This is a genomic window from Stenotrophomonas sp. STEN054, from assembly GCF_056854535.1.
In genome coordinates this window covers 1-22,428 of the sequence record NZ_JBXFWG010000008.1, presented here as the reverse complement: position 1 = coordinate 22,428, position 22,428 = coordinate 1, and the positions used below count along the sequence as shown (strand labels likewise).

Below are 22,428 nucleotides of genomic sequence, written 5' to 3'. Positions count from 1 at the left end.
CGGCGCCGCAGGGCGCCGTTTTTCGTTTGACGCCGCACGAAGGTTGGCGCTGCTAGGCTTCGCTGGGTTTTCCGGTGTATTGAACAGGGAGTGTCCAATGTCATTGTTTCGATGCCTTGCGCTGTTATGTGTTGTTTCCCTCGCCGCCTGCAGCAGCAGCGGCGATCTGTACGACGGCGCACCCGGCAACAACGCCAGCGCGCAATGCGTGATGGCGTGCCAGCAGTACCGCAACGCCTGCCTGGCCCGCTCCGATTCGGACCGCCGCTCGACCTGCGATGCGCAGGCGGCGAGCAAGTGCGACCGGATCAAGGATGACGAGATGCGGCGCTCGTGCATGTCACAGGCGCAGGCCTGCATGGACCAGTCGCCGTTGATCGGCTGCAGCCAGGACGCGGACAGCTGCATGGCGTCGTGCGGCGGTGGTTGAGCGCATGGGCGCATAATCGGCGTTTCCCGCAACCGGAGTCGTCGCATGCGCACTACGCTGTATGGGTCTGTCAGCACCGCCTCGCTGGTGGTGCACTGGCTGCTGATCGAACTGGGCATTGAGCACGAACTGGTGCTGCTGGATTTTGATCGGCGCGAGCACAAGTCCGCGCAGTATCTGGCGCTGAACCCGGCAGGCGTGGTACCGACGCTGATGATCGACGGCCAGGTGCTGACCGAAGCGGCCGCCATCGCGCTGTACCTGGCCGACCGCCACCCCGAGGCCGGCCTGCTGCCGGCGCCGGGTACGCCCGCACGCGGCGCCGCCTACCGCTGGATGTTCTGGTGCGCCAACACCCTGCAACCCGCCTACCGCGCGTGGTTCTACCTGCATGAAGCTGCTGGCGAAGCGAATGTCGCCGCGACCCAGGCGATGGCCCGGCAACGCCTGGAGGCCGCCTGGCAGCAGATGGCCACACACCTGCAGGCGCAGGGACCCTATGTGCTGGGCGAGGCGCCCAGCGTGGTCGATTTCATGCTGGTGATGCTGATGCGCTGGTCGCGCAACATGCCCACGCCCACCGACACCTGGCCGGTGCTCAAGGCGCATGCCACGTCGATGAAGACGCGCGCGGCGTTCGCCGAGGTGTACCGCCGCGAAGGCATCACTGACTGGCGGTAACCCGTTCTGTAGAGCCGAGCCATGCTCGGCTGCTCGTCGCACCCTGTAGAGTCGAGCTTGCTCGACTGCCGTCAACATCCAGTCGACCTGGCGCGACTCGCCGAAAAAGCAGCCGGGCATGGCCCGGCTCTACCGAAGCGGGGCGGATTACAGGAGCTCCTGCACGGTTTCCGGCGGGCGGCACAGCCGCGTGCCCTTGGGCGTGCGCACGATCGGGCGGTTGATCAGCCGCGGGTGCTCGGCCATTGCGGCCAGCAGGGTGGCTTCATCGGCACCGGCCAGGCCCAGTTCGGCGAACTGCGGCTCCTTGCTGCGCACCAGGTCGGTGGCAGCAAGGCCGGATTCGGCCAGCACCTGGCGCAGGGTGGCCACGTCGGGCGGGGTGCCCAGGTAATCGACCACCACCGGCTCGATCCCGGCTTGGCGGATCAGCGCCAGCGCGCCGCGCGAATTGCTGCAGGCCGGGTTGTGCCAGATCGTCACCGTCATCAGAACCACTCCAGCAGCGATACGCCCACGCCCACGTAGGTGGCCTTGTGGTTGTAGTCGATCATGCTTTCGCCGTAGCCATCGAACACCTGGATGTGGCCGCGCAGCAGGTTGCTGATAGGGAAGCCGTAATCGAGCTGCAGCGCGCCGTGCGAGCGGTCGCCGGTGCGCAGCGAATGGCGGGCCATCAGCGCGATCTCATGGCCGTTGCGGTTCCAGATCAGGGTCGCGTCGCCGCGGCCCATGTAGTCCTCGATGTCCGGATTGTTGTCATCGCTGCGACTTTCCGGGATGCGGTACCAGGGGCGCAGCACCAGCGCCCAGTTCTCGCGGTCCAGGCCGATGTTGAGCATCACCCGGTTCCAGCTGCGCGACAGCGGGTCAGGGCGGCCGTTGGACTGGTGGTTGAGGCTGATCCCGGTCATGCGACCGCGCCAGCCACCGATCGAGTAGCCGTTGCGGAACACCATCATCACTTCCGGCTCGTAATTGGTTTCGCGGAACGGTCGCGAGTTTTCGGCGTTGTAGGCCTGCCAGCGCGAGCTCTGGGTGTAGCCGGCCCAGATGTCACCGTTGTCGCCGAACAGGTTCTCGACGATTTTGGTCTTGAAGCTGATCTGGAACTTCAGTTCGGTGCTGTCCAGCACCTGCGGGTTGGTCACGCTGTTGGCCGGGTTCGGCGACTGCGGCATCTGGTTCTTGTCGCTGGTCCAGAACGCCGGCAGCAGGTAGACCGGCTTGTAGGCGCGCAGCTGGAACGGGCCCAGCTTGGAGTCCTCGGCCAGTTCCCAGCGGCTGTCCAGCAGCGAGCCGCGGCCGGCGTTGGCCAGGGCACTGTCGTCCGGTGCGGGGCGGAAGATGTCGCCTACGCGGGTACGCAGCTTTTCTTCGCCCTGGCTGAGGCGGGACGCCTGGCGTTGTTCACGCAGGCTCTGTGCGGCCTGCTGGGCGGCGGCGTCTGCCTCGGCGGTGGCCTGGGCGTTGCGGCCGAACAGTCGATCATAGCACGCCAGGCGCGCGGCGTCACTGTCAACGGCAGCGCAGCCAGCCGGCGTAGCGGTGGGAACGGGCGCGATTTCCTGCGCGGCCAGTGGCGCACTGGCCAGGGCCAGCGCCAGCGGCGCGAAGCGGGGGAGCAGCGTGGGGAGGGTCATTGCAGCAGGCCCTTCAAAGGAAGAATACGGGAAGACGCACAGTGTGGCGGCTGCCCGCGGCAACGGCCAGCCCCTGGATTTATGCCCGTCGCAGGCGTGCGCATGGCGTGAAGGCGGCGGCCTCACAGGAACCAGGCGAAGGCGAACAGGCCCAGCATGGCGATCACCACGGCCAGCTTCAGCGCAAGCCCGAGCAGGATGCCCAGCCACGTGGCCAGGCCGACCTTGGTCGAGCGCCCCAGCTCGCGGGTATGCCAGTACTCGCCCAGCAGGGCACCCAGCAGTGGGCCGGCGAACAGCCCGATCGGCATGAAGAACAGGCCGACGATGCTGCCGACGAAGGTGCCCCAGAGTGCCTTGCGACTGGCCCCGACCCGCTGCGCCCCCACCACCGTGGACAGGACGTCGGCCACCAGGGACAGCGCGGTGAGGACACCGAGGGCCACCAGCGTGAGCCAGCCGACATGGGCAAAGCCGTCAGCCCATGCCGCGAGCAGCAGGCCGACGAACACCAGTGGCACCCCGGGCAGGGCGGGCAGGATCACCCCGGCGATGCCGACCAGGACGAAAATGACCGCTAGCAGATACAAGATGAATGAGAGGTCCATGCTGTCCCGTATGGTTGTCTTTTTGGGGTTGACACTTTGGGATTTTGGCAGTTGATTTTTCGTTTTGCTCGGGTTAAGTTGCAGTCGCTGAGCTTGGCAAGGTCACCGTGGATCGTGGCCTGATGAAGCAAGATCTAACCGATCCGCTGCATCGTTGCACCTCGCTTCCCCCTTGCTTGTCAGCCGCCCAACAGGCGTTTCCAACAACAAGAGAGTCACCAGGGAGTGAGTGAGATGGCTGATCGCGAGACCGGTACCGTGAAGTGGTTCAACGATGCAAAGGGCTTCGGCTTCATCAGCCGTGAAAACGGCGAAGACGTGTTCGTGCATTTCCGTGCCATCCAGACCCAGGGCTTCAAGAGCCTGAAGGAAGGCCAGAAGGTCACCTTCACCGTCGTGCAGGGCCAGAAGGGCCTGCAGGCTGATGCCGTAGAGCCGGTCTGACGACCCGCCTGCAATGCATCGCACGAAAAAGGCCCGCGCAAGCGGGCCTTTTTCATTGCCACCGTCGGCTGCTGCTGGATCAGCGCAGGACGACGCGGCCGTTGACGACGCGGACGTAGGTGTTTTCGCGGATGCCAGCCAGGTCGCGCTGGTTGACCACGATGGTGCGGCCATCGTCCATGCGCACGGTGATGTCGTAGGTATCGCTGGTCACGTTCTTCTGGATCTGGTTACCGGCGAGGGCACCACCCACCGCGCCTGCGGCGGCGGCGACATTCTTGTTGCCGCGGCTGCCGCCAGTGTGGTCGGAGATCTCATGGCCGGCCACGGCACCGACGATGCCGCCAAGGATGGCGCCGGTCGCGCTGGGCGCGGTACGGCCAGAAGCCACGGTGTTGATGCGGGTCACGATGCCGCAGTCGGCGCAACGGTTCTGGTTGTAGCCGTTGTTGTTGCCGTAGCCACCGTTGTTGTAGCCACCGTTGTTGTAACCACCGCCGCCGTAACCGGGCGAGGTGGCGCAGCCGGCCAGAGCGAGCGTAGCAATGACACTGGCGGCGATGAGCTGGATCTTCATGGGGCGTCTCCTGGCCGTAAAGGCGGGTGGAAGGGTGGTACTGCGTCATGCAGCAGGGTGGTCGAATCGTCCACTTTCCCACGTGAACAAGGTGCCAATCACGCCATCCTTCCCCAGCTGGAAGATGAATCAGCGGAAGTCCTGGTGGCAGGCCCGGCAGTCGTCCTGCACGGTCTGCACCACCTTGGCCAGCGATGCGCAGTCACTGGGGGGGGCGGCCAGTGCCGCATTGAGGTCCGCCCGGTACCGGCTGGCATGCTGCTGGAAGCGCGCGTCGTCCTTCAGCTTGGGAAACGCCAGATCCAGATCGTTGGACAGCAGCCGCAGCGACTGCAGGCGCGGCTGGCTGTCGGCCAGGCTGCAGCGGTTCTGCTGCTGGGCCTGCAGCAGCATCTCCGCCTGTCGCTGCATCACATGCATCAGGCTGTGCGGGAAGGGATCGCGGCCCTTCTGCAGGGCACGGCCGACCATGACCGTGGCGACCAAGCCGATCAGCAGGCCGAGCACCAGCACGAACAGATAGCGCTGGGCGCTGGACGGACGACGGGACGGGCTGGCGTTCATGCGGGCTCCTCCATGGGGGATGCGTGGGCGTGCAACGGTGGGTTCGATGGCGGCCCGCTATGGCCGCCGCTGCCTGCACGTTAAAATAGCGGCATGAACGAACAGGTCAAACAACGCTTCGCCGGCATCGAACGGCTGTATGGCGTAGGTGCGCTCGAGCGCCTGCAGGGCAGCCGCGTGGCGGTGGTGGGCATGGGCGGCGTCGGCTCGTGGGTGGTGGAGGCGCTGGCCCGTTCGGCGGTCGGCCACCTCACCCTGATCGATGCCGATGACATCTGCGTGTCCAACACCAACCGGCAGCTGCCGGCGATGGAGGGCAACTACGGCCGCAACAAGTCCGAGGCGATGGCCGAGCGCTGCCGCGCGATCAACCCGCAGATCGACGTCGATGCCGTGCAGGCGTTCCTGACCACCGGCAACATGGCCGAACTGCTGGACCGTGGCTTCGACCTGGTCATCGATGCCTGCGACAGCTTCCGGGTGAAGGTGGAGACCATCGCCTGGTGCCGCCGCCGCAAGCTGCCGCTGCTGACCGTGGGCGCTGCCGGCGGCCGTACCGACCCGACCCTGGTGCGCATCCGCGATGTCTCGCGCACCGAGCACGACGCGATGCTTGCGCTGATCCGCAAGAAGCTGCGCAGCGAGTTCAACTTCCCGAAGAATGCCAAGCGCTATTTCGGCGTACCGGCGGTGTATTCGCTGGAGAACGTGAAGTACCCGCAAGCCGATGGCAGCGTCTGCGGCCTGCGCCCGGACCTGGGCGCCGATGCCGCGTTGAAGCTGGACTGCGGCGCCGGGCTGGGCGCTGCCACGCACATCACCGGTGCGTTCGCATTCGCCGCGGTCGGCAAGGCGCTCGAATTGCTGCTGGAGCCGAAGAAGGTCAAGGCCGAAGCCGCCGAGGTTTGACCGGTAGCGCCGGGCCGTGCCCGGCGAAGCGGCGATCAGTCAGCTGGCAGCGCGAAAAGCCGCCGGGCGTTCCCGCTTGTCACCCGTCCCACGGTCTCCACGTCGGTACCGCGCAGCGCGGCCACGTGGCGGGCGATCACTGACAGCCGTGCCGGCTCATTGCGCTGGCCGCGGATGCCCGCGTCGGGCTGGTCCGGTGCGTCGGTTTCCAGCAGCAACTGCTCCAGTGGCATCTCGCGCACAAGCCGCTGCAGGCGCTGCGCACGGTCGTAGGTCAGCGGCCCGCCGAGGCCGAGCAGGAAGCCCTGCTTGTCCAGCTGCGCTGCCTGTTCCGGGCTGCCGGCAAAACTATGGACCACGCCGCGCAGGCCGCCGATGCGGCGGATCGAGGCGATCACTGCATCCACCGCGCGGCGCGCATGCACGATCACCGGCAGGTCGAAGTCGCGTGCCAGCTTCAGCTGGCCAATGAAATAGTCCTGCTGCGCTTCGGCATCCAGTCCTTCGACGAAGAAATCCAGGCCGCACTCGCCGATCGCGCAGGGACGCTCGCGCTCGATCCAATCGCGCAGCTGGCCCAGGTGTTCGGGACGATGGTCGGCCAGGAACATCGGGTGCAGGCCGTAGGCCGGGTACAGCCCCGGTGCCTGCTGGCAGACTTCGCGCAGCTTCGGCCAGCTGGCGGCGGTGACCGCCGGCACCACCTGGGCTTGTACACCGGCCGCATGGGCGCGGTCGATCACCGCCGTGCGGTCGGGGTCGAACTCTCTGGCATCCAGGTGGCAATGGCTGTCGATCAGCATGTTCAGCGCTGTTCCAGTGGCGGCGGCGTCGCCGCGGTGCGGTTCTTCCAGTTGGCCAGCAGCAGGGTGCCCAGGCCCAGCACCAGCTCGTCCACGAACGGGATCGGGTCGGGGATGAACAGCGTCAGCGCGAACAGGCCTGCGGTCAGCTTGAACAGGGTGGGGTAGCGCAACCGGCGTGCCCATTGCAGGACCGGCAGCAGCAGCGGGTTGGCCATGGCGGGGCTCCTCGTGGGCGTGCTGCAAACGCTACCACGGGCCCAGCATTTCCCGATGCTGAATGGGTTACGGCCATGGGTACGAAATGTGGAGATTCCGTTCAGGCAGCGCATGCTGCAATCTGCATCAAGAACGTTGCGGACGGTCCGCAGGGAGCAGGTCATGAAAAGCACAACTACAACTGTCCTGGTCGCAGCAGGCGCGCTGCTGGTGGGTGGCATCGCAACTGCCGCCTTCATGAAAAGTGGTGACAAGGCCCCGGATGCACTGGGCGCCGCGAACCCTTCCGAGTCGCGCCTGGTCGATGGCAGCGCTGCCGATGACGGCGCGCGCGGCGACGCGGTCGATGCCTCGGCACCGCGCGGTCTGGAATACGCCGACGTGCTGAAGGTCGACCCGCTGACCGAGAAGCAGAAGGCCTACGCGACGGTCATCGGCACCGAGCCGGTGCGCGAGACCTCCACCACCCAGACCCCGCATGAAGTCTGCGAGGACGTGGTGGTGCAGGAGCGGCTGCCTGAGCGTGATGGCAATGTCGGCGGCACCGTGGTCGGCGCCGTGGTCGGTGGCCTGCTCGGCAACCAGGTGGGCGGCGGCAATGGCAGGAAGGCTGCCACTGCAGCCGGCGCCGTGGCCGGTGGCTTCATCGGCAACCAGGTGGACAAGCGCCACGTGGGTGGCCGCGTGGTCAACCGCACCGAGCGCCAGTGCCACACTGAAACGGCGACCTCCGAGTCGAGCCGCGTGACCGGTTACAACGTGACCTACCGGAACGAGGACGGCACCACCGGCACCATGCGCATGGCCAGCAAGCCGGGCACGCGCATCGCCATGGGCACCAACGATGTGGTCAAGGGCTACAACGTGACCTACCGCTATGACGGCGCCGAGAAGACCGTGCGCATGGACAACAAGCCGGCCAGCGACCGCCTGCCGGTGGTGGATGGCCAGCTGGTCACGCAGACCGCTGCGGCCGGCGACGCAGCGGCCAATCGCCAGTAACGCGTTGCCACTGCAGTGCGTATCGGACAGGCCGGCTTTTGCCGGCCTGTGTCGTTTGCGGGCATGGACACCGCGCCTGTATCGCCGATGATGGTCGGCCCCAGTACCGGCGGGAGCCTGCATGAGCATCTTCGACCTGCGCATTGAAACCGAGCGCCTGATCCTGCGCCCACCGCAGGCCCAGGATCTGGAACCCTACCTGGCGTTCTGCGCCGACGAAGAAGTGATGCGCAGCCTCGGCGGCGTGCAGCTGCCTTCGGTGGCCTGGCGCAGTTTCTGCAGCCTGGCCGGGGCCTGGCAGCTGTTCGGCTATTCGATGTTCAGCGTCATCGAGAAAGCCACCGGCGAATGGGTCGGCCGCATGGGCCCGTGGCAGCCGCTGGGCTGGCCCGGCCCCGAGGTCGGCTGGAGCATCTGCCGCGCGCGCTGGGGCCGTGGCTACGCCCCCGAAGCGGCGGTGGCGGCCATCGACTGGGCGTTTGACACGCAGGGCTGGGACGAGGTGATCCACACCATCGCCGAAGACAACGAGAAGTCCAAGGTGGTGGCGCGCAAGCTGGGCAGCAGCCTGCTGCGGATGGGCCAGTTGCCGCCGCCCTACGAGGGCGAGCCGTTGCAGATCTGGGGCCAGTCGCGCGCGCACTGGCAGCAGCGCAGGCGCTGATGCTGCACCCGCGCTTGGCATCGGCGCGGGCGCTTGCCAGACTGCACGCAGCCGGCCGTCGGCCGGGGTGTCCTGGAGCGGAACATGGTGGATGAGCGGGTGCCGTTGACGGTGCATGGCATGTCGGTGTCGGGCAACTGCCACAAGGTGCGCCTGCTGCTGGAGCAGCTCGGCAGCCGCTACCGCTGGGTGGAAGTGGACAGTGCGCATGGGCAGACCCATTCGCCTGAATTCCTGGCGCTCAACCCGAATGCGAAGGTGCCGCTGATCGTGCGCGACGATGGCCGCGTGCTGACCGAATCCAACGCCATCCTGTTCTGGCTGGCCGAAGGCACGCCGTACCTGCCCACCGATGGCTGGGAACGCGCGCAGGCGCTGAGCTGGATGTTCTTCGAGCAGTACAGCCACGAACCCTGCGTGGCGGTGGCGCGCTTCATCCTTGGCTGGACCGCACTGGATTCGCCGCGCCGGACCGAACTGCCGCGCCTGCATGAGCTCGCCGCGACCGCGCTGGCGGTGATGGAGCAGCACCTGCGACAGGCGCAGTGGTTTACCGGCAGCGAGTACGGCATCGCCGACATCGCGCTGTTCGCCTACACCGATGTCGCCGCCGACGGTGGCATCGACCTGCAGCCGTTCGTGGAAGTGCGCGCGTGGCTGCAGCGGGTGCGCGAGCAGCCACGGTTCGTGGCGATGCCGGCGGTTACGGCCGAGGTGCGCGCACGCCTGGACGCACGCGGGTAGCGTCCAGCCCGGCACGGTAGCGCCGGGCCACGCCCGGCGGAATGCAACAACGACACGGAGGGTGTTCGATGTTTGCTGTGGTTCCCGATCCGATCCCCGCACGCATGCGGGTGCTCAACCGCGCCGAAGTGTGCGACGTCAATTTCCTCGAGGCGGTGCGCGGCTGGCGTGGGCTGCCGCGTCCGAAGCCGGCGCCGGATGCGCCGATCCTGCCGGGCAGCACGCTGACCGCAGCGGCATTCGCCGAGCTGTTCGATTCGCAGCTGGCCAGCCGCCAGCTGGACCTGATGGCGCGCGTACTGCGCGTACAGAACAAGGTCTTCTACACCATCGGCTCGTCCGGTCACGAAGGCAACGCGCTGCTGGCGCGGGCCTGCCGCCATACCGATCCGGCGTTCCTGCATTACCGCTCCGGCGCCTTCATGGCCGAGCGCGCGCGGCAGGTGCCGGGCCTGGACCCGTTGCGTGACGCGGCGCTGTCTTTCGCCGCCAGTGCCGACGACCCCGCCAGCGGTGGCCGCCACAAGGTGTGGGGCAGCCGCCCGCTGTGGGTGCTGCCGCAGACCTCGACCATCGCATCGCACCTGCCCAAGGCGCTGGGCACCGCGCTGGCCATCGAAAGCGGCAAGCGCCTGGGCCAGCCGCTGCCGATCCCGGCCGACAGCATCGTGCTGTGCTCCTTCGGCGATGCCTCGGCCAACCATGCCACCGCGCAGACCGCCTTCAATACGGCGATGTGGTCGGCCTACCAGAAGCTGCCAGCGCCGATCCTGTTCGTCTGCGAGGACAACGGCCTGGGCATCTCGGTGAAGACGCCGGAAGGCTGGATCGCCGAGCGCTTCAGCCGCCAGCCGGGGCTGGACTACTACTACGCCGATGGCCTGGACCTGGCGGCAGGACATGCACAGGTGCAGGCGGCGGTGGAGCATTGCCGGCGTACCCGCCGGCCGACCTTCCTGCACCTGCGTACCACGCGGCTGATGGGCCATGCAGGCACCGATTTCGAGGTGGAATGGCGCGCGCTGGCCGACCTGTGCGCGGCCGAAGCCCAGGATCCCTTGCTGCGGTCGGCGCAGATCGCGCTGGAATCGGGCTGGATGGATGCCGCCGGCATCGAGGCCGCCTACGAGACCCTCCGCGTGCGCTGCCTGGCGGCGGCGGCGAACGCCGAAGGACGCCCCAAGCTGCAGTCGCTGGACGAAGTGGTGGCACCGCTGGCGCCGTACACACCGGCGGCGGTGATGGCCGAAGCGCAGCGCCCGGTACCGGCCGAAGCGCGCGAAGCCCTGTACGGCGGTGCCGACGCGCTGCCCGAACGGCAGCCGCCGCGGCACCTGGCGGTGCAGATCAACCACGGCCTGCAGGAACTGCTGTGCAAATATCCGCAGGCGCTGCTGTTCGGCGAGGACGTGGCGCAGAAGGGGGGCGTCTATACCGTCACCAAGGACCTGCTGCGCCGCTTCGGGCCGCGCCGGGTGTTCAACACCCTGCTGGACGAGACGATGATCCTGGGCATGGCCCAGGGCCTGGCCAACATGGGCCTGCTGCCGATCCCGGAGATCCAGTACCTGGCCTACTTGCACAACGCCATCGACCAGCTGCGTGGCGAGGCCTGTTCGCTGCAGTTTTTCTCCAACGACCAGTTCCGCAACCCGATGCTGGTGCGGGTCGCCGGCCTGGGCTACCAGAAGGGCTTCGGCGGCCACTTCCACAACGACAACTCGATTACCGCGCTGCGCGATATCCCCGGCCTGGTGGTGGGCTGCCCGTCGCGCGGCGACGATGCGGTGATGATGCTGCGCACGCTGGCGGCGCTGGCCCGGGTGAACGGCCGGGTGGCGGTGTTCCTGGAGCCGATCGCGCTGTACATGAGCAAGGACCTGCACGCGCCCGGCGATGGCCAGTGGCTGTTCGACTACCCAGCGGCGGGGCAGGCGCTGGTGCTGGGCGAGGGCCGGGTCTACACGCCCGACGCCGATGACCTGGTGGTGTTCACCTATGGCAATGGCGTGCCAATGGCGCTGCGCGCGGTACCGGTCATCCAGGCGCAGACCGGCTGGCAGGTGCGGGTGGTGGACCTGCGCTGGCTGGTGCCGTTGGATGCCGGTTTCATCGCCGCCCAGGCGGCCACGGCGCGGCGGGTGCTGGTGCTGGACGAGGGGCGGCACAGCGGTGGGGTGGGCGAGGGCGTGGTCACCGCCCTGGTCGAGGCCGGCCATGGCCACCTGCCGCTGCGGCGGGTCTGCGGCGCCGATACCTACACGCCGCTGGCGGGGGCAGCAATGTTCGGGCTTCCAAGCGACAATGCGGTGATTGGCGCCGCCCTCGACCTGGCGCAGGAACCCTGATGCATGTGTGGATTGGCGGGAATGTTGTTGCCGGCGGCGCAGTCGCCGGACGAGGTGCTGCAGGCGCAAGCTTTGGCCATGGGGCAGGCGCTGTACCACCGCGGGCCGGATGACGGCGGCACCTGGGTCGATGCCCGCGCCGGCATCGCCCTGGCGCACCGCCGCCTGAGCATCCTCGACCTGTCACCGCTGGGCCACCAGCCGATGGCCTCGGCCGACGGCCGTTACGTGATGGCCTACAACGGCGAGGTCTACAACTTTGCCGCGCTGCGGGACGAGCTGGAGCCGCTGGGCCATGCCTTCTGCGGCCATTCCGATACCGAAGTGCTGCTGGCCGCGATCCTGCAGTGGGGCGTCGAGGACACCCTGCAGCGCGCCAACGGCATGTTCGCCATCGCCCTGTGGGACCGCCACGAGCAGTGCCTGTACCTGGCCCGCGACCGGGTCGGCAAAAAGCCGCTGTACTACGGCTGGGCCGGTGACACCCTGGTGTTCGGTTCGGAGCTGAAGGCGCTGTGGCAGCACCCGGACTTCGACAACGACATCGACCGCGACGCGCTGACCCTGCTGCTGCGCCTGGATTACATCCCTGCCCCGCACAGCATCCACCAGCGCTGCTACAAGCTGATGCCGGGCCGCGTGCTGCGCCTGGATGCGGCGACGGTGGCCGCCGGTGCCGCCGCGCACCGCCCCGAGCAGGCGCAGCGCCCGTACTGGGATGCGCGCGCGCGCATGCAGGCGGCGCTGGCCGCACCGTTCCAGGGCCGCATCGAGGAGGCCGAGGAACAGCTGGACGGCCTGCTGCGCGATGCCGTGGCGCTGCGCATGGTGGCCGACGTGCCGGTGGGCGTGTTCCTGTCCGGTGGCACCGATTCGTCGCTGGTGGCTGCGCTGATGCAGGCGCAGAGCACGCAGCCGGTGCACAGTTTCAGCATCGGCTTCAGCGGCTCGCACCATGACGAGGCGCCGCTGGCCAAGGAGCTGGCCGGCCACCTGGGTTGTGACCACACCGAACTGTACGTGAGTGGCGCCGATGCGCTGGCGGTGGTGCCGCAGCTGCCGGCGATGTTCGACGAGCCCTTCGCCGATGCTTCGCAGGTGCCGACCGCGCTGGTCGCGCGATTGGCGCGGAAGGGCGTGACCGTGGCCCTGTCCGGTGATGGTGGCGACGAACTGTTCTTCGGCTACACCCGCTATGTGCGCGCACTGCGCAACTGGCAGATGCTTGGCCGCGTGCCGGCGCCGCTGCGGCGCTGGATGGGCGCGCGTGCGCACCAGCAGGGCGAATCCTCGCGCACCGGCGGCCTGGCCGCGCTGCTGGCCGAGACCGGCGCACGCGGCATTGGCGATGTGTACCGCAACCGCATCTCGCGCTGGCGCGACCCGGCGGCGGCGGTGGTCGGTGCGCGCGAGGCCGGCAGCTTCTACGACCTGGCCGACCCGCTGCATGGCGCCGGCACCCCGGCCGACGCGATGATGCTGGCCGACTTCGTCAGCTACCTGCCCGACGACCTGCTGTGCAAGGTCGACCGCACCTCGATGGCGGTCAGCCTGGAGGCACGGGCGCCGCTGCTGGACTGGCGCGTGGCTGAATTCGCCTGGTCGTTGCCGCTGGACTTCAAGCGCAGCGAGGACACCAGCAAGGTGCTCCTCAAGCGCGTGCTCGGCCGCTACGTGCCGCAGTCGATGGTGCACCGCCCCAAGCGAGGTTTCGGTGCGCCGGTGAGTGAATGGCTGAAGGGCGACCTGCGGCCGTGGGCCGATGACCTGCTGCAGCCGGCGCGGCTGGAGCGCGAAGGCGTGCTGTCGGCCGCCGCCGTGCAGCCGCTGTGGCAGCAGTTCCTGGGCGGCCAGCGCAAGTGGCATACCCACCTGTGGAACGTGCTGATGTTCCAGGCCTGGCAGGACCACTGGCGGCAGGTGCGGGCGGGCGTGGCGCGCGGCTGATCTTCACCGGGGCACATCGGGCGGGCCGCTAGGCTGGCCCTTTCCCCCGTCAGGAGTGTGTCGCCATGCCTGTTCCCACCATCGCGGTCTTCGTTGGCAGCCTGCGCAAGGAATCCTGCAACCGCAGGCTCGCGCTGGCATTGGAAAAACTGGCAGGAGATCGCGCGCGTTTCACGTACGTGCGCATCGACGACCTGCCGCTGTACAACCAGGATTTCGACGACAGCTACCCGGCGCAGGGCACCCGCCTGAAGGAAGAGGTACGGGGTGCTGACGCGGTGCTGTTCGTCACCCCGGAATACAACCGCTCGGTGCCCGGTGTGCTGAAGAACGCGATCGACATCGGCTCGCGGCCGTATGGTGACAGCGCCTTCGCGGGCAAGCCGGCGGCGGTGGTGGGTGCGTCCATCGGCCAGATCGGCACGGCGGTGGCCCAGCAGCACCTGCGCAACAGCCTGGCGTTCCTGGACATGCACGTGCTCGGCCAGCCGGAGGCATTCATCCACTTCAAGGATGAGCTGATCGGCGCCGACGGCACGATCCACAACGAGGGCACGCATAAGTTCCTGCAGGGCTATGTGGACCGCTTCCTGAAGCTGATCGCGGTGCATGCCAAGGGGGATTGACGCTGCGTTCGGGGTTGAGGTCAGAGCCCTCTGCCGTGCAGAGGGATCCGCCCCCTTCCTGCCGGGGTCGGATCCCGTCGCGCAGCGGCGGGCTCTGACCCCTGTTTCCCAATCTGCGATAATGGGATCCCATAGGCCGGACAACCACGTCGCGCTGCGGCGGATATCCCCCGTTCGTCCACGGCTTATCCACAGGTTTGTCTATGGCCGCCGGGGTCGGCGCATGCCTACACTCGCCTGGCCCACTTTCGCAGGAAACACCGCAGCATGTCCGCCCGTTCCGGCTTCCGTTCCAACCGCAAAGAGCGCGGCGATGGCTTCGACCGCGATCGCGATGAATCGCGCATCGACCAGCTGCGCGTGCCGCCGCACTCGGTGGAAGCCGAACAGGCGGTGCTGGGTGGTCTGATGCTGGCCCCGGAAGCCTACGACCGGGTCAACGACCAGCTGACCGAGACCGATTTCTATCGCCGCGATCACCAGATGATCTACCGGGCGATCCGCGAGCTGTCCGAGCGCGAGCGTCCGTTCGATGCGGTGACCCTGGGCGAGTGGTTCGAGTCGCAGGGCAGGATGGAGCTGGTCGGCGATGGCGCTTACCTGATCGAGCTGGCCAGCACCACGCCGTCGGCGGCCAACATCGTGGCCTACGCCGAGATCGTGCGTGACAAGGCGGTGCTGCGGCAGCTGATCCAGGTCGGCACCGACATCGTCAACGACGGTTTCCAGCCCGAAGGCCGCGACAGCAGCGAACTGCTGGCCTCGGCCGAGAAGAGTGTGTTCGCCATCGCCGAGCAGGGCGCGCGTGGCCGCACCGACTTCGTGGCCATGCCCGGCGCGCTGAAGGACGCGTTCGAGGAATTGCGCAACCGCTTCGAGAACGGCGGCAACATCACCGGCCTGCCGACCGGTTACACCGACTTCGACGCGATGACCGCCGGCCTGCAGCCGACCGACCTGATCATCCTTGCCGCGCGTCCGGCAATGGGCAAGACCACCTTCGCGCTGAACATCGCCGAGTACGCGGCGATCAAGTCGAAGAAGGGCGTGGCCGTGTTCTCGATGGAAATGTCGGCATCGCAGCTGGCGATGCGCCTGATTTCCTCCAACGGCCGCATCAACGCTTCGCGCTTGCGTACCGGCCAGCTGGAAGACGAGGACTGGAGCCGCGTCACCAGTGCGATCAAGATGCTGAAGGAAACCAAGATCTTCATCGACGATACGCCGGGCGTGTCGCCGGAGATCCTGCGTTCCAAGTGCCGCCGCCTGAAGCGCGAGCACGACCTGGGCCTGATCGTGATCGACTACCTGCAGCTGATGAGCGTGCCGGGCAACAGCGAAAACCGCGCGACCGAAATTTCGGAGATCTCGCGATCGCTGAAGGGCCTGGCCAAGGAACTGAACGTGCCGGTGATCGCGCTCTCGCAGCTCAACCGATCGCTGGAAACGCGTACCGACAAGCGCCCGGTGATGGCCGACCTTCGCGAATCGGGCGCAATCGAGCAGGACGCGGACATGATCGTCTTCATCTACCGCGACGACTACTACAACAAGGAAAATTCGCCGGACAAGGGCCTGGCCGAGATCATCATCGGCAAGCACCGTGGTGGCCCCACCGGTTCTTGCAAGCTGAAATTCTTCGGCGAGTACACGCGCTTCGACAACCTGTCGCACGATTCGGTCGGTTCGTTCGAGTAAGCCCCGCGCCGGGTGACGCCCGGCGCTCAAGTCCGCCCGTCACCTGCCGTTACCGGACCGGTACCAGGGGGAAACATCACCGTCCATGACCCATAGCTGCACGCGCGGCGATGGACCGGCGTGTGCGCCCCCTTCATTCATGGGGAACGGATCGATGTTGGCGGCAGCAGGGAAGAGTGGGTTGGGGCGCGGCGTCGTCTGGATGTGCGTGGTGCTCTTGCAGTTGCTGGCAGGTACGGGCGTCGCGCAGGCGGCGTCGGCGGCGTGCGAGGCGATCAACCTGGTGGGCGCGACGACCAGCTACACAAACCGGTTTTTGGCGACGGACTTCCTGCCCGGCGAGTCGGTGGCCGTGAGCTTTTCGGATAACGGTGGCAACGTTGGCGGTCCGTCCATCGGTAGCGAACTGGTCAACCTGCGCAGCCGAGACACCGTGCAGATCGTCCTGGACTACCGCAGCAATACCGGTGCGGCAGGGCCGCACAGCGCGACCGCATCCAGCAGCTTCCTGAGCAACTACGGCCTTTACATCCGTATCACCAGCGGAACCTACATCAGTCCAGTACAGCTGCGTTGCACGGCCGAGGCCGCACAGCCCCTTCAGCTGGTCAGCCCGGGCGTCCAGCAGTTCACGGTTGGCTCGGCGGTTGATGTCAACCTGACCGCCAGTGGCGGCGCCCCGCCTTACAGCTTCGGCATCAACAGTGGCATGTTGCCCGCCGGGCTGGTGTTTGAACCCTCGGGCCGCCTGCATGGCACGCCGCAGGTCGCGGGCACGTTCAGCGTCAGCGTGGAGCTCACCGATGCCGCGGCCGCCAGCGCACACCAACCGCTGACAGGCAGCATCGCGGCCATTGCGCCCGATGCCCCCGGCCAGGTCATGGCCGTCGCCAGCGATGGGCAGGCCGTGGTCAGCTTCACCGCACCGGTGCAGACGGGCGGCGCGCCCATTGTCGAGTACGCCGTGATGGCGTCCACGGGCGAGTGGGCGCTCGGCACGCAGTCGCCGATCACGGTGACCGGTCTTGCCAATGGCATGCCCGTGCAGTTCCAGGTGATCGCCAACAACGGCAGCCAAGCCAGCCAGCCGTCGCTGGCAAGCGCTGCGGTGACGCCGATGACCGGGCAGACGATCCAGTTCGATGCGCCTGGTGACCGGCCACTGGGTTCATTGCTGGCATTGCAGGCCACCGCGAGCAGCGGCCTAGCCGTCGAGTACGAGAGCGTGACTCCGCTGGTCTGCGTGCTGGAAAGTGCAGGCAACCTGCGCCTGTCCGCGCTCGGTACGTGCACGGTGCGCGCACTGCAGCCCGGCAACGCCGGCACGCGCGCGGCGCAGCCGGTGGAGCGCAGCTTCAACGTGGTGGCTGCCCGCGCGTCGGCGCCGACCCTGCGTCGCGTCGAACGGATCGGCGCAAGCAGCGTGGACGTGTACTTCGATGTACCCGCCAGCGACGGTGGCAGTGCCATCCTCTCTTACGAGGTGGCAGCGCGCCCGGGTGGTGCTGTGGTCAGCGGTGGCTCCAGCCCGGTACGCATGAGCCGCCTGCACGCAGGCACGACCTATACCTTCGCGGTGCGTGCGCGCACCGCGACAGGGCCCGGCACGTTCTCCGCCGAGTCCGACCCGGTGACGATGCCGACCGTGCCGCGCGTGACCGGCCTGCAGGTGCCGGCCGACGGCCGCTACCTCGCCGGTGCCAGCCTCGATTTCCTGCTGGCCTTGGACCAGCCGGCAATCGTGCAGGGCGTGCCCGAGCTGCTGCTGTCGATTGGCGGGCAGCGCGTAGCCGCGACCTATCGCGCTGGCTCGGGCAGCAACCTGCTGTCTTTCAGCTACACCGTATTGCCGGGCCAGTTGGACGAGGACGGCATCGGCATCGACGGCCTGCAGCTGGCCGGTGGCAGCATCCGCAATGCCGATGGCATCGATGCTGTGCTGGCGCTGGCAGGCGTGGGCGCTACCGGCGGCATATTGGTTGGCGCGCAGCCGGCTGCCGCGCCGTCCATCACCGGCGTGGTTGCAGGCGATGGCGTGGTGACGCTGCAGTTCGCAGCGCCCGCGCAGGATGGCGGCAGCCCGGTGCTGGATTACCTGGTGACCGCGCAGCCCGGTGGCCTGCAGCAGCAGGCAACCGGTTCACCGGTGGTGTTCACCGGCCTGCGCAACGGCATCGCGTACCGCTTCACGATCACCGCGCGTACCGCGGCCGGCTTGGGCGTGGTGTCCACGGCATCGGACGACGTGGTGCCGATGGCGCAGCAGCAGATCCAGTTCGACGCGATCGATGCACAGCCGTTCGGCAGCACACGGCAGGTGCTGGCCATCGCCAGCAGTGGCCTGCCGGTCGCGCTGTCCAGCAGCACGCCCCGGGTCTGCAGCGTCGCTGCCGATGGCCGGCTGACCCTGCTTGCGGCAGGCACCTGCAGCATCGATGCCGACCAGGCGGGTGACACCGCGACCCATGCCGCAGCACGCGTCAGCCGCTCGTTTGCGGTGCTGGCCGTGGTTCCGGGCGCGCCGCGCATCACCGCGGTCGTGCTTGATGCGGGCAGCGTGGACGTGAGCTTCCAGGCGCCGACGTTCGATGGCGGCAGCGCGGTCGACGGCTATCTGCTGCAGGCGTTGCCGGGCGGGCAGAGCGCGCGCGGCAGCGGCAGTCCGCTGCGCATCGACGGGCTGCCGGCCGGCATCGCGCATCGCTTCGTGGTCACCGCCTTCAATGCGGCGGGTGCTGGCGTGGCATCGCTGCCATCCGACCCGCTCACCATGCAGGGCGCACCGGTGGTGACCGGCGTGCAGGTGCCATCGGTCGGCCGCTACCTCGCCGGCCAGGTGCTGTCCTTTGCGGTGCAGTTCGACCAGGCCCTGCAGGTGGGCGCTGCGCCGCAGCTGCTGCTGCGCATCGGCAGCCAGCGCCGCGTGGCCACGCTTTCGGCGGTGGAGACGGATGCGCAGGGCAGCGTGCTGCGCTTCCAGTACACGCTGCAGGCCGATGACCGTGACGAAGATGGCATCGAGGTGGAATCGCTGCAGGCCGCCGCCGGCAGCCTGCGCAATGCGCAAGGCACCGAAGCGCGTGCGGCGCTGGCCAATGTGGGGGCGACCACGGGCGTACGCGTGGGCGCCGACCTGCCGTCGGCCGTCCCCAACGTGCGCGGCGTGGCCGGTGATGGACAGGTGCAGGTGTATTTCGACGCGGCGTCGGCTGGCAGTGGCGCCATCGTCGATTACACGGTGACCGCGCAACCGGGTGGCATCAGCGCCTCTGGTACGAGCTCGCCGATCACCGTGCGTGGCCTGGCCAACGGCAGTGCCTACCGTTTCGTGGTGGTTGCACGCAGCGAGTACGGCAGCGGCGCGGCGTCGGCCGCCTCTGCAGCCGTGGTGCCGTTGCCGGATCTGGCCGTGGCCGATTCCAGCATCGCGCTGCCTTACGGGGCTGCCGCCGTCGAGCTGCCGCTGTCGGTCGTCGGTGTGGCCGAGCAGGTGCAGGTGGCCGTGGGCCCCCAGCATGGTCAGGTTGACGTGCAGGGCATGACGCTGCGGTACACGCCGGCCGCGGGCTATGCCGGCACCGACAGCATCACCTACACCGTCAGCGATGGCTTCCGCACGTCGGCGCCGGCCAGCATCACGATCACCATTGGCACGCCGACCGTGATCCTGCAGTCCGCCGTGTTGCCGCAGGCCGTGGCCGGCACGGCGCTGGACGCGCAGCTGTCCAGCAGCGGTGGCGCAGCGCCTTACACCTACGCGATGGTTGGCGGCAGTCTGCCGACGGGCCTCAGTCTGGATCGCAGCGGGCACCTGGCGGGTACGCCGGTCGCGGCGGGTCGTTTCGAGATCGAGGTCGAGGTGACCGACAGCAGTTCCGGCACCGGTCCCTTCCGCGCGCGCCGCGCATTCGTGCTGGACGTGGCGGCGCCGCAGATCGAGGAAGTGGAAGCGCCGCTGCCGCCTGCAACCCAGGCCGGCCCGGTCAGCCTGCGCCTGCAGGCGCGTGGAGGTACCGCGCCGTATGCGTTCCGCCTGATGTCGGGCGCGCTGCCGCCCGGCGTGCTGCTGTCCAGCGACGGCCAGCTGCAGGGCGTGGCTACCCTGGCCGGCGTGTTCGATTTCGATGTCGAAGTCAGCGATACCTACGGCTTCACCGGCGTGGCGCGCTACCAGCTGAAGATCTCGGAGGCCGCGCAGGCTATCACCGGCTTCAGCGTGGACCCGGCAACGCCGGTCTACAGCGAGGGCGGCAGCTTCGAGGTCTCCGCCCAGGGCGGCGCATCGGGCCAGCCGCTGCGTTTCGGCAGCAGCAGCCCCGCGGTCTGCAGTGTGAGCGGCACCCGTGTCGCGATGCTGGCGGCGGGGCGTTGCGTGCTGACCGTGGACCAGGACGGCGATGCCAACCATGAAGCAGCACCGCAGCAGCAACGCATCGTCGAGATCGCGCTGGCCGTGCCGGTGCTGGCGTGGAGTGCCGATCTGCAGCGCCTGCTGGAACAGGGCAGCTTCGAGCTGCCGCTGCCGACCAGCGCCAGCCCGGGTTCCTTCAGCTTCCACAGCAGTGACACCGCGGTGGCCAGCATCGAGGGCCGCACCGTGCGCGTGCACGGCGAAGGTCGTGCGGTGATCACCGCCGAGCAGGCCGCTGCGGGCAGCTATGCCGCAGCCAGTGCCGAGCTGGTGCTGGTGGTGAATGTACGCCCGGACCCGACCCGTGACCCGGGCGTGACCGGGCTGCTGCAGGCGCAGGTGGATGCCAGTGTGCGCTTCGCCAACGCGCAGCAGGCCAACATCCGCGAGCGCCTGCGGCAGGTGCGTGCGGGCGGCAACGCCGACAGCAACACGCTGTCGGTGTCGACCGACGCGCGCGGCCCGGACGCGGCGTCGCTGCCGCTGGGCCAGGCGATGGAGAACGAGCGCCCGCTGCTGCCGGCCGGCTGGGGCACCTGGGCCTCGGGTTCGGCTACCTATGGCCGGGGTGGCCCGACCGGGGCAGGGCGGTATGACCTGCGCAGCGACGGCCTGACCGTGGGTGTGGATCGTCGCCTCGGCGACAGCGCGCTGTGGGGCGTGGCCGGCAGCATCGGCCGCAACGACAGCGAGCAGGAGGATGCGCGTACGCGCCTGCAGGCCGACCAGCGTTCGCTGGCGCTGTACGGCCTGTGGCGCGGCAGCGAACACGTGTTCGTCGATGCGGTGCTGGCCACCGGCGACCTGCGCTTCGACCTGCAGCGCTGGAGCCGCGATGCCGGTGCAATGGCGGTGGCCCGTCGCGAAGGCTCGCAGTGGTTCGGTTCGCTGGCGCTGGGCTATGAGCAGGTGCTGTCGGGCATGCGCATGAGTGGCTACGCACGGGTAGATGGCAGCCGCAGCACGCTGGATGCCTACCGCGAGCATGGGCTGGGCGAACTGGATCTGGCCTACGGCCGCCACGTCGTCGACAGCCGCGCGCTGGCGTTCGGCCTGGAAGGCAGCGCGGTCGAAACGGCCGAGGCGCGCCTGCGCCCGTTCTGGAGCATCGAATACCGGCAGGCGCTGCAGGATCGCGGCGAGGCGACGTTGAACTACGCCGCGTGGGCGCGTCCGCAGGACTACCGCCTGGCGATGCGCAGCTACAACGACGATCTGCTGTCGCTGTCAGCTGGCGTGGATGTGTCCATCGCGCGCGGCTGGATCCTGTCGCTGCTGCTGGGCCATGAACAGGCCCGGGGCAGCGATCGTTCCAGCAGCGTCGGCCTGCGCCTGAGCAGCGGCAGCCGCTGAGGCCGCCAGCGCGGTAAAGCCTTCGGTGGCGCCGGGTGCGGCCCGGCGACCACCGCTGCACCGGGTTTCATCGCCCCCAGCCCGGTTTCGTCGCAATCCGTTTGCGGCGGCTGCGGGCGGGCGGCACGGTGGTCACAGGCGGCAGGGTGCCGCCCAAGGAGACCGTCATGAAGACCCTGTTCGCGCTGGGCGTGTGGTGCCTGCTGTTCGTGCTGTGCTGGCCGTTGGCGCTGCTGGCGCTGATCGCCTGGCCGTTCGTCTGGCTGCTGAGCCTGCCGTTCCGCCTGGTCGGTATCACCTTCTCGGCGTTGTTCGCCTTCCTGCGTGCGCTGTTCATGCTGCCGGCCCGCGTGCTGGGCGGCCGTGCGGTGGCGGCATGAAGGTGCTGCTGCTGGTTGCCCTGGCAGCGCTGGCCGGCCCGGCACTGGCGCAGTCGCCGGTACCGTCCTCGGCGTGGTTGGAGCGCCAGCAGACGGCCGCTGCCGATGAGGCGGATGCGGCCGGGTCCAGGTCTGCGAAAGCGCCCGAGGCCAAGGAGCGCTGTCGGGTCGTGAAGCAATGGAAAGTGGGGGACACCGTGGTCAAGCATCGCGTCTGTGATGACCCGCCAAAGCCGGTGCTCAACGCTGCATCAGGCGGCCATCCCCTGTAGAGGCGCGGGCCGAGGGGGGCCGGGTTTAATTGACACCCCCGCCGGGGGGGGGGGGGGAGAAGAGCGGCGGGGCCGGCCGGGGGGGGGGGGACGGGGGCGCGTGCT

At 68.3% G+C, this 22,428-nt stretch carries 21 protein-coding genes; 14 read left to right on the top strand and 7 right to left on the bottom strand.

Annotated features, from left to right (window positions below):
* Positions 1-97 precede the first annotated feature (97 nt).
* Together AC1VXD_RS04710 and AC1VXD_RS04705 are read left to right on the top strand one after the other, a co-directional pair.
* Positions 98-430: a hypothetical protein gene (locus AC1VXD_RS04710; protein ID WP_482991077.1), complete on the top strand. Its 333-nt coding sequence runs from the start codon at positions 98-100 to the stop codon at positions 428-430.
* Between the two features lie 45 nt (positions 431-475).
* On the top strand, positions 476-1,111 hold the full coding sequence (locus tag AC1VXD_RS04705) for a glutathione S-transferase family protein (RefSeq protein ID WP_482991076.1): 636 nt from the start codon (positions 476-478) through the stop codon (positions 1,109-1,111).
* A 147-nt stretch (positions 1,112-1,258) separates the two neighbouring features.
* Here the strand turns inward: AC1VXD_RS04705 and arsC are convergent, their stop codons facing one another.
* The 3 genes from arsC to AC1VXD_RS04690 form a co-directional block, all read right to left on the bottom strand.
* Positions 1,259-1,600: an arsenate reductase (glutaredoxin) gene (gene arsC / locus AC1VXD_RS04700; RefSeq protein WP_482991075.1), complete on the bottom strand. Its 342-nt coding sequence runs from the start codon at positions 1,598-1,600 to the stop codon at positions 1,259-1,261.
* On the bottom strand, positions 1,600-2,754 hold the full coding sequence (locus AC1VXD_RS04695) for a phospholipase A (protein ID WP_482991074.1): 1,155 nt from the start codon (positions 2,752-2,754) through the stop codon (positions 1,600-1,602). The genes arsC and AC1VXD_RS04695 overlap by 1 nt, the downstream gene beginning before the upstream one ends.
* A gap of 122 nt (positions 2,755-2,876) precedes the next feature.
* Complete coding sequence (locus AC1VXD_RS04690; protein ID WP_482991073.1) at positions 2,877-3,362, bottom strand: DUF456 domain-containing protein; 486 nt, start codon at positions 3,360-3,362, stop codon at positions 2,877-2,879.
* Positions 3,363-3,596: 234 nt separating this feature from the next.
* Between AC1VXD_RS04690 and AC1VXD_RS04685 the strand changes: the two genes are divergently transcribed.
* On the top strand, positions 3,597-3,806 hold the full coding sequence (locus tag AC1VXD_RS04685; protein ID WP_108769314.1) for a cold-shock protein: 210 nt from the start codon (positions 3,597-3,599) through the stop codon (positions 3,804-3,806).
* A 79-nt stretch (positions 3,807-3,885) separates the two neighbouring features.
* On the opposite strand, the gene AC1VXD_RS04680 is transcribed toward AC1VXD_RS04685, so the two are convergent.
* Positions 3,886-4,383 (bottom strand): glycine zipper 2TM domain-containing protein, encoded by a 498-nt coding sequence (locus AC1VXD_RS04680; protein ID WP_116864069.1) that lies wholly within the window; start codon positions 4,381-4,383, stop codon positions 3,886-3,888.
* Positions 4,384-4,512: 129 nt separating this feature from the next.
* Entirely contained in the window at positions 4,513-4,947 is a 435-nt protein-coding gene (locus tag AC1VXD_RS04675; RefSeq protein ID WP_482991072.1) for a hypothetical protein, read from the bottom strand.
* A gap of 93 nt (positions 4,948-5,040) precedes the next feature.
* Between AC1VXD_RS04675 and AC1VXD_RS04670 the strand changes: the two genes are divergently transcribed.
* Positions 5,041-5,856 carry a tRNA threonylcarbamoyladenosine dehydratase gene (locus tag AC1VXD_RS04670; RefSeq protein ID WP_482991071.1) on the top strand — a complete coding sequence of 272 codons (816 nt, stop codon included), beginning with the start codon at positions 5,041-5,043 and terminating at the stop codon, positions 5,854-5,856.
* Between the two features lie 35 nt (positions 5,857-5,891).
* Here the strand turns inward: AC1VXD_RS04670 and AC1VXD_RS04665 are convergent, their stop codons facing one another.
* Both AC1VXD_RS04665 and AC1VXD_RS04660 read right to left on the bottom strand, forming a co-directional pair.
* Positions 5,892-6,665: a TatD family hydrolase gene (locus tag AC1VXD_RS04665; protein WP_482991137.1), complete on the bottom strand. Its 774-nt coding sequence runs from the start codon at positions 6,663-6,665 to the stop codon at positions 5,892-5,894.
* Positions 6,662-6,877 carry a DUF6116 family protein gene (locus AC1VXD_RS04660; protein ID WP_482991070.1) on the bottom strand — a complete coding sequence of 72 codons (216 nt, stop codon included), beginning with the start codon at positions 6,875-6,877 and terminating at the stop codon, positions 6,662-6,664. Before AC1VXD_RS04660 ends, AC1VXD_RS04665 begins: the two co-directional genes overlap by 4 nt.
* A gap of 163 nt (positions 6,878-7,040) precedes the next feature.
* Between AC1VXD_RS04660 and AC1VXD_RS04655 the strand changes: the two genes are divergently transcribed.
* The 10 genes from AC1VXD_RS04655 (at position 7,041) to AC1VXD_RS04610 (ending at position 22,323) form a co-directional block, all read left to right on the top strand.
* Positions 7,041-7,880, top strand: coding sequence for a glycine zipper 2TM domain-containing protein (locus AC1VXD_RS04655; protein ID WP_313144906.1), 840 nt, complete (start codon positions 7,041-7,043; stop codon positions 7,878-7,880).
* 121 nt (positions 7,881-8,001) lie between these two features.
* Positions 8,002-8,544: a GNAT family N-acetyltransferase gene (locus tag AC1VXD_RS04650; RefSeq protein WP_482991069.1), complete on the top strand. Its 543-nt coding sequence runs from the start codon at positions 8,002-8,004 to the stop codon at positions 8,542-8,544.
* An 84-nt stretch (positions 8,545-8,628) separates the two neighbouring features.
* Positions 8,629-9,288, top strand: a complete 660-nt coding sequence (locus tag AC1VXD_RS04645; protein ID WP_482991068.1) for a glutathione S-transferase family protein — start codon at positions 8,629-8,631, stop codon at positions 9,286-9,288.
* 68 nt (positions 9,289-9,356) lie between these two features.
* Positions 9,357-11,636 carry a transketolase C-terminal domain-containing protein gene (locus tag AC1VXD_RS04640; RefSeq protein ID WP_482991067.1) on the top strand — a complete coding sequence of 760 codons (2,280 nt, stop codon included), beginning with the start codon at positions 9,357-9,359 and terminating at the stop codon, positions 11,634-11,636.
* Between the two features lie 3 nt (positions 11,637-11,639).
* Positions 11,640-13,583 (top strand): asparagine synthase (glutamine-hydrolyzing), encoded by a 1,944-nt coding sequence (gene asnB, locus AC1VXD_RS04635; RefSeq protein ID WP_482991066.1) that lies wholly within the window; start codon positions 11,640-11,642, stop codon positions 13,581-13,583.
* A 65-nt stretch (positions 13,584-13,648) separates the two neighbouring features.
* Positions 13,649-14,209, top strand: coding sequence for an NADPH-dependent FMN reductase (locus AC1VXD_RS04630; protein WP_482991065.1), 561 nt, complete (start codon positions 13,649-13,651; stop codon positions 14,207-14,209).
* Positions 14,210-14,476: 267 nt separating this feature from the next.
* Entirely contained in the window at positions 14,477-15,907 is a 1,431-nt protein-coding gene (locus tag AC1VXD_RS04625; RefSeq protein WP_079222437.1) for a replicative DNA helicase, read from the top strand.
* 211 nt (positions 15,908-16,118) lie between these two features.
* On the top strand, positions 16,119-21,671 hold the full coding sequence (locus AC1VXD_RS04620) for a fibronectin type III domain-containing protein (RefSeq protein ID WP_482991064.1): 5,553 nt from the start codon (positions 16,119-16,121) through the stop codon (positions 21,669-21,671).
* Positions 21,672-21,838: 167 nt separating this feature from the next.
* Complete coding sequence (locus AC1VXD_RS04615) at positions 21,839-22,051, top strand: hypothetical protein (protein ID WP_079222433.1); 213 nt, start codon at positions 21,839-21,841, stop codon at positions 22,049-22,051.
* On the top strand, positions 22,048-22,323 hold the full coding sequence (locus tag AC1VXD_RS04610) for a hypothetical protein (RefSeq protein WP_482991063.1): 276 nt from the start codon (positions 22,048-22,050) through the stop codon (positions 22,321-22,323). The genes AC1VXD_RS04615 and AC1VXD_RS04610 overlap by 4 nt, the downstream gene beginning before the upstream one ends.
* Positions 22,324-22,428: the final 105 nt, after the last annotated feature.